The organism is Sphingopyxis sp. (assembly GCF_035565275.1).
Lineage (GTDB): Bacteria > Pseudomonadota > Alphaproteobacteria > Sphingomonadales > Sphingomonadaceae > Sphingopyxis.
The window spans coordinates 1-6862 of sequence record NZ_DATMST010000347.1 but is presented as its reverse complement, the minus strand read 5'-3'; the positions used below and the strand labels follow the sequence as shown (position 1 = coordinate 6862).

Genomic DNA, 6862 nt, shown 5'->3' with positions numbered 1-6862 from the left:
GGGCATCGCGGCAGCGAGCGCGAGCGCGCCGACGCCGGCCATGATCTCGCGGCGGTTGGGGGTCATGCTCATCCTACTTTCCACGGCCGCTGATCGAGAAAGGCGCGTCGGCGGGAGCGGTACCCCATTGCTTGTTGGGTTTGGCGCCCATCACGAAGTCGATCGTCCCGCCCTGCGACAGCGCGCTATGGGTGAACCAGGTTTTCGTCTGCGGCTTCCCGCCGAGCGCGACCGACTGGAGATAGACATTCGCATTGCTGTTGTTCGCGGCGTTGATCGTCAGCGTCTTGCCGTTCGGCATCGTCAGCACCGCCTTCCGGAACAGCGGGCTGCCGATCGCATATTCGCCCGTCGCCGACGCGACCGGATAGAAGCCCAGCGCCGAGAAGACATACCAGGCCGAGGTCTGGCCGTTATCCTCGTCGCCCGGATAGCCGTCGGGTGCCGACGAATAGAGCTTCGCCATGATGTCGCGCACATGATGCTGCGTCTTCCACGGCGCCCCCCCCCAATTGTAGAGATAGGGCATATGCTGGATCGGCTGGTTGCCATGGGCATATTGGCCCATGTCGACGATCTGCATTTCGCGGATTTCGTGGATCACCTGCCCATAATAGCTTTCGTCGAAGATCGGCGGCGTGGTGAAGATCGCGTCGAGCCGCTCGACGAATTTCTCGCGCCCGCCCATCAGCGTCATCAGACCCTGAACGTCCTGCATTACCGCCCAGCTGTAATGCAGCGCATTCCCCTCGGTGAAGGCGTCACCCCATTTGTAGGGGTTGAACGGCGTCGACCACGACCCGTCCTGGTTGCGGCCGCGGATCCAGCCGCTCTGTTTGTCGTAGAGCTTGCGGTAATTGAGCGCGCGCTCGGTGTACTTCTTCGCATCGGCATCCTTGCCGAGCAATGTCGCGAGCTGCGCGATCGAGAAGTCGGCGGTTGCATATTCGAGCGTCCGCGCGGCATTCTCGTTGATGCCGACGTCATAGGGGACATAGCCCAAGCGGTTGTAATATTCGGCACCCTCGCGTCCGACCGCGGCGATCACCTTGCCCGCCTTGTCGCGCGGGCGGCCCTCGCTCGTCGTCGCATTCTTGATCATCGCTTCGTAGAGCGTCTCGACGTCGAAGCCGCGCACGCCGTTATAATAGGCGTCGGCGATCAGGTTCGCCGAGTTCGACCCGATCATCACGTTGCGATAGCCGGGGCTCGCCCATTCGGGCAGCCAGCCGCCCTCCTTGTAGGTGTTGACCAGTCCCTGCATGATCTGGCTGTCGAGGTCGGGATACATCAGCGCAAAGAAGGGGAAGACCGCGCGCCACGTGTCCCAGAAGCCGTTGTCGGTGAACATGTAGCCGTCGTGGACCTTGCCGTCGTACGGGCTGTAGTGAACGATCTTTCCGTTCGCGTCCTTTTCATAGAAGACGCGCGGGAATTGGAGCATCCGATAGAGCGACGAATAGAAGGTGCGGATTTTTTCGGGGTCGGGATCGGTGACGCGGATACGCGAGAGTTCCTTTTCCCACGCCGCCTTTGCCTTCGCCTGCGTCGCATCGAAGCTGTCGCTGCCGATTTCGCTGCGCAGGTTCAGCAATGCCTGTTCGGGGCTGATGAACGAGGAGGCGACGCGGACGTGGACCTTGTCGCCCTTTTTCGTCTTGAAGCTCAGCACCGCGCCGACATGATCGCCCTCGCGTGCCAGCTCGTTCGTCGGCGCGTTGTCGCCCGCCCAGGTGCGCGCGAGCGTGAAGTCGCGGTCGAATTCGGCGACGAAATAATTGTGGAAATTGTCGGGCACGCCGCCGTTGTTGTTGCGGACATAGCCGGTGATGCGGCGATTCTGGACGTCGACCTTGACCATCGAGCCGCCCGCGAGACCGTCGAGCAATATGTGCGCGTCGTCGCTTTCGGGGAAGGTGAAGCGGAACTGCGCCGCTCGTTCGGTCGGCGCGACCTCGGCGGTCACGTCATAGTCGGCGAGATAGACCTTGTACGAATAGGGGCGCGCGACCTCGGCCTTGTGGCTGAACCAGCTGCCGCGTTCCTGCTGCTTGACCTTCACCGGGCCGGTTTCGGCCATCAGCGCGAAGGCGGCATAATCGTTCATCCACGGGCTCGGCTGGTGCGTCTGCTTGATGCCGCTGATCTTCTCGCCGTCATAGGTATAGCCCCAGCCGCTGCCGGGTTCGCCCGTCACCGGGGTCCAGCTGTTCATGCCGAACGGCACCGCGACCGCGGGATAGGTGTTGCCGTAGGACAGGCGATAGCTTGAATCAGTGCCCATCAGCGGGTTGACGTAGTCGACGAGCGCGATCTGCTGCGCGCTCGACTGCGCGAGCGCGACGGGCGTACCGACGCTGCTCAGCACGAGCGCGCTCGCCGCGGCGCCCAGCATCGTCTTGCGGATCGTCTTCACTTCGTCTCTCCCCGGTTTGCCGCCGACCCCGGCAGCGGGCGCGCTGCGACGCCCTTGTTCGTCATGATGACCGGCGCGATCGTGCCGTCGGCGTTGAAGATCATGCGGTCGATCGCGAGCTGGCGGCGCTCGCCGCTCGTCTGATCGAGCGGCCGGCGGTGATAGGCGATATACCAGTCGTCGGTGCCGGGCACATTGACCACCGAATGATGGCCTGCGCCGCGCGCTATCCTGAAATCCTGCTGAAGAATCTTGCCCATCGGCTTGAACGGACCGGTCGGCGACGGCCCCATCGCATAGGCGACCGAATAGTCGGGGCCGGTCCAGCCACCTTCCGACCACATCAGATAATAGACGCCCTTCCGCTTCACCATGAACGAACCCTCGACATAGCCGGGGGGCGTGATTTCCTTATAGGTGGTGCCGTCGGGAAAAGGCTCTATCGAGGTCAGGTCGTCGCCGAGCCGAACGACGTTGCAATGCTTCCAGCCGCCATAATAGAGATAGTGCTGCCCATCGTCGTCGCGAAAGACGAACTGGTCGATCGGCTGCGCGCCATTGTGGAAAGCGTCGATCAGCGGCTTGCCGATCGCATCCTTGAACGGTCCTTCGGGGCGGTCGCTGACCGCGACGCCGATACCGCCGCGCTGGTGGTCCGACTGGATGTCGTTGGCGCCGAAGAAGAGATAATATTTGCCGTCCTTCTCGATCGCCGACGGTGCCCAGAAGGCATAGGCGGCCCAGGACACATTCTCGACGTCGAGGGCGTGGTCGTGCTTCGTCCAGTGGACGAGGTCGGGCGATGAAAAGACGTTGAAGAAGGTCTGGAAATGATAGGACGGCCGGACCGTCTTCTGCTCGCGCAGCTTCTTCTGCTGCTCATTGAAATGCTGTGAGAGATCGGGCGTCTCGCCATGGTCCGAATAGGTCGGATAGATCCAGTAGCGGTCGCCGAAGACCCGGATTTCGGGATCGGCGTACCAGCCGGGAATGATCGGATTCTGCGCCGCGGCGATACCGCCGGCCGTTAGCGCCGCACCCAGAACCAGCGATTTCAACCCGACATGCACGCGCACGTCCCTCCCCGTCTATCCGTTAGCAATTTGCCGCATCGAAACATGAACCCGCTCGCCCGGAAAGAAGTGGTGGCTCCTCGCGGAGCCACCCGAGGGGGAGCGGGTATGGGCCCCATCAGAATTTGTACGATACACCGACATAGGCGCGGCGGCCGGTATAATAGCTGTGGACGAAGCGCGCATCGGTGTCGTTGCCGAGGTGCTGGCGCTCCTCCGACTTGGTGAGGTTGATCACCGAAGCGGTGAGCATCAAGCCGTCCATCAGCTCGTACGATGCGTTGATGTCGACCTGTTCATAGGGAGCGCTGTAGATGTTGAGGCCCGACTGGAGCGCTTCGACGACTTCGCCGCGACGGTTATACGAAGCGCGGATCAGGAAGCTGTCGTTCTCGTAGAAGACCGACGCATTTACCTGCGTCTTCGCGCTGCCGACAAGCGGCGACTTGCCGACCGTCTGGCCGTCGAGCGTGATGTCGGCGACCGAGGTGTCGTTATAGGTGAAGTTCACCTGCGCGCCGAGGCCGAAGTCGAAGCTGTGCTGGGCATAGAGTTCGACGCCCTGCGACACCGCGTTCGAGCCGTTGGCGATCGTCGAATAGGGTTGGATCAACACCTGCTCGCCGTTCACTTCGCGCGTCACGTCGATCACGAGCGGAACGACGAAGTCCGAGACTTCCTTGCGGAACAGGCCGACGCCGAGCACCGAACCGCGCTTGAAATACCATTCGACGCCCAGGTCATACTGCCAGGCGGAAAAGGGTTTCAGATTGGCGTTGCCCCCCTCGCCCGACCAGCCCTCGAACTCGCCGAACTGGCCGCGGTCAAAGGCATAAGCTGCCGAGCGATAGGTCAGCGAGCTTCGCGACCCCAGATCGTTGAATGACGGACGCGCGATTACCTTGGCGACCGCACCGCGCACGACGATATCGGGCGTGACCTCATAAACGACGTTCAGGCTGGGCAACCAGTCGGTGTAGCTCTTCGACTGATCGACCGGCGTGTTGACGATCGTCTCACGCTCCGACAGCGGGAGGAGCTGGCAATTGCCGTCGGACCCGATCGGCCGGTCGGGATCGAAAGGGCCGCCCGGGCCATCGACGCAATAATCGTTGAGAAACTGCAGGCGATCCGAATTCAGACCCGACTGCTTCGTCTGCGCAACGCGCAAGCCGATATTGCCGCGGAGCGGACCGGCCTCGAAGTCCGCCTGCACATAGCCGGCGAAGACGCGCTCCTTCAGATCATAAATATTGTCCAGTTCGGGGACGCGAACCGACGGGCCGTAGGTCGAGTTGATATAATCAAGATAATTCCCGAAATTGATGCCGGGGAAGCTGCTTGCACTGAAACCGCCGGCGATGTTGCCGATCGGCTTGTCATAGAAATATTCGGGCCGCGCGACCGCGCCCTCGGGCGTGTCCTGATAGCGCCGCTTGGTCGCCGGGTCGGCATACCATTCATTACGCCCGGTTTCGCGGTGGATGCTCATCTCGCGCCACTTGCCGCCGACGCGCAACGCGCTGAGGAAATTGTCGAAGCGTCGGACGAGATCGAGCTGCGCATAACGCTGCGTGATCGCGCTGTTGGTGTAGTTCGATCCGGTCGAACCGACGTCGATCTGCGCGATCCCGTTCTTGATATTCTCCTGCAGTTCGGGCGAGAATTCCATGTTGAGGTTGCCGCCGGTAAAATCCCACCCGCTCAGGAAGTTGCCGTTCTGTTCTTGCCCCGGCACCGTAAGGCGCGGCTTCGCGCCGACGTTGAAGCGCAGCGACGGGCCGCCGGTCGCGCGCGTCTTGCCGAATTTCAGCACCGCGTCGAAATTGTCCTGATTCCACGCGACCTCGGTCTCGAACGTATTCGAAACCTGCTTTTCGCGGCTGTAGGTACCCGCGATCTGCGGCGTTTCCATCGTACACGGCGGCGTGTTGACGAGGCACCCCGTGCCCGCCGCGGGGACCTGGAAATTCGCCGACTGGAAGATTGTCCCGCTTTTGTCGAACGTCGGCCCGGTGAAGAAATTGCCATAACCCCACTCGGGGATCTTGAGCACATTGTTCTGCCAGTTGCTCTTGTAGTCGAAACGGAAATAATTTGCGGTGACGGTCAGATTCTCGATCGGGCGCATCTGCGCGGTCGCCTGGATGCCGAGGCGCTTGCGCTGCTGCGAAAAGATTTCGGCGTTGACCGACTGCGGTGCCCAATAGCCCGAATAATGCGTGCCGTCCTGTGCGGTCACGCCTTCGCCGGGCCAATAGGAAATCGCGTCGTCATTCTCGAACGGATTGCCGTTGACGTCGGTGGCGGGGGTAAGGATATCGCCATTCGCGTCGCGGTCGCTCCACCAGCGCCAGGTTTCGGTCGAGCCGCGCAGCTCGCGGTTCGCGCGCTCCTGATAGGTCGCGCCGATCAGGAAGCCGAGCCGCTCTTCAGGATCTTTCCACGAAATCTGGCCAGCGATCTGCGGGTCGAACTTTTTGGCCGTATCAGAATAGGTGCCTTCGGCCGAGACGAAGCCCGACCAGGCCGGCAGGTCGAACGGACGGCGCGTGTTGAGGATCACGGTACCGCCAACGCCGCCCTCTTCGAGCCGCGCTTCGGAGGATTTATAGACTTCGGTGCTCGCGATGAAGTTCGACGGCAACAGCACATAGTTGAACGAGCGCGACGGATCGCCGCTGTCGGCGCCGGCGATGAAATTGCCGTTGAGCAGGGTCAGCGTCAGGTCGGACTTGAGTCCGCGAATGCTGACGCGGCTGCCCTCGCCGCCGTCGCGGGTAATGATCACGCCGGGCACGCGCTGCAGCGCGTCGGCAACATTCTTGTCGGGGAATTTGCCGATATCCTCGGCGGTGATGACCTCGATCAGCGAGTTCGCCTCGCGCTTCTGCTCGAGACTCTGCTCGATCGATTTACGGTAGCCGGTGACGACGATTGCGTCGCCCGGCGCCGTCGCCGCATCATCTGCCGGCGGCTGCGCTTCGGGGGCGGTCTGCGCGGGCGCAGACTGCGCGAACGCCTGTCCGGCAGTGCAGAGGGCAGCCATCGCGCCCGCGCCCAGCATCAACTCGCGTACCAGCCGATCGCGTCCACGCGTCCCGGCTGAATGGATTCGTCCTGCCTTCATCTCATCGACATCCCTGTTCGAGGGGCTGTGCGCCCCCACTCATTATCCGGCGCCTTCCGGTCGCCCAGCTGCGAGTCATCAGACCCGTTGACCCACTATCAGAATATAAAAAACAATTTGTCAAAATAAATAATCCGAGCCGGTGGCGAGGCGCGATGAGTTGCGTCGATCCCCAAAAGAATCGCGGATTTCAGCCGATTTTAACGATCCTGGTATTGCTGACGCACGTCTGCAGGCCGCTAT

Annotated in this window: 3 protein-coding genes; all 3 read right to left on the bottom strand. The window is 61.9% G+C overall.

The genetic code is table 11. The features are described from left to right. Positions 1 to 73: 73 nt before the first annotated feature. Positions 74 to 2395, bottom strand: coding sequence for a GH92 family glycosyl hydrolase (locus VN047_RS22675; RefSeq protein ID WP_325546757.1), 2322 nt, complete (start codon positions 2393 to 2395; stop codon positions 74 to 76). 17 nt (positions 2396 to 2412) lie between these two features. After that, complete coding sequence (locus tag VN047_RS22670) at positions 2413 to 3492, bottom strand: glycoside hydrolase family 43 protein (RefSeq protein ID WP_325546755.1); 1080 nt, start codon at positions 3490 to 3492, stop codon at positions 2413 to 2415. Positions 3493 to 3607: 115 nt separating this feature from the next. Then, a complete protein-coding gene (locus VN047_RS22665) occupies positions 3608 to 6619 on the bottom strand; it encodes a TonB-dependent receptor (protein WP_325546753.1) in 3012 nt (1003 codons plus the stop codon). Positions 6620 to 6862 lie beyond the last annotated feature (243 nt).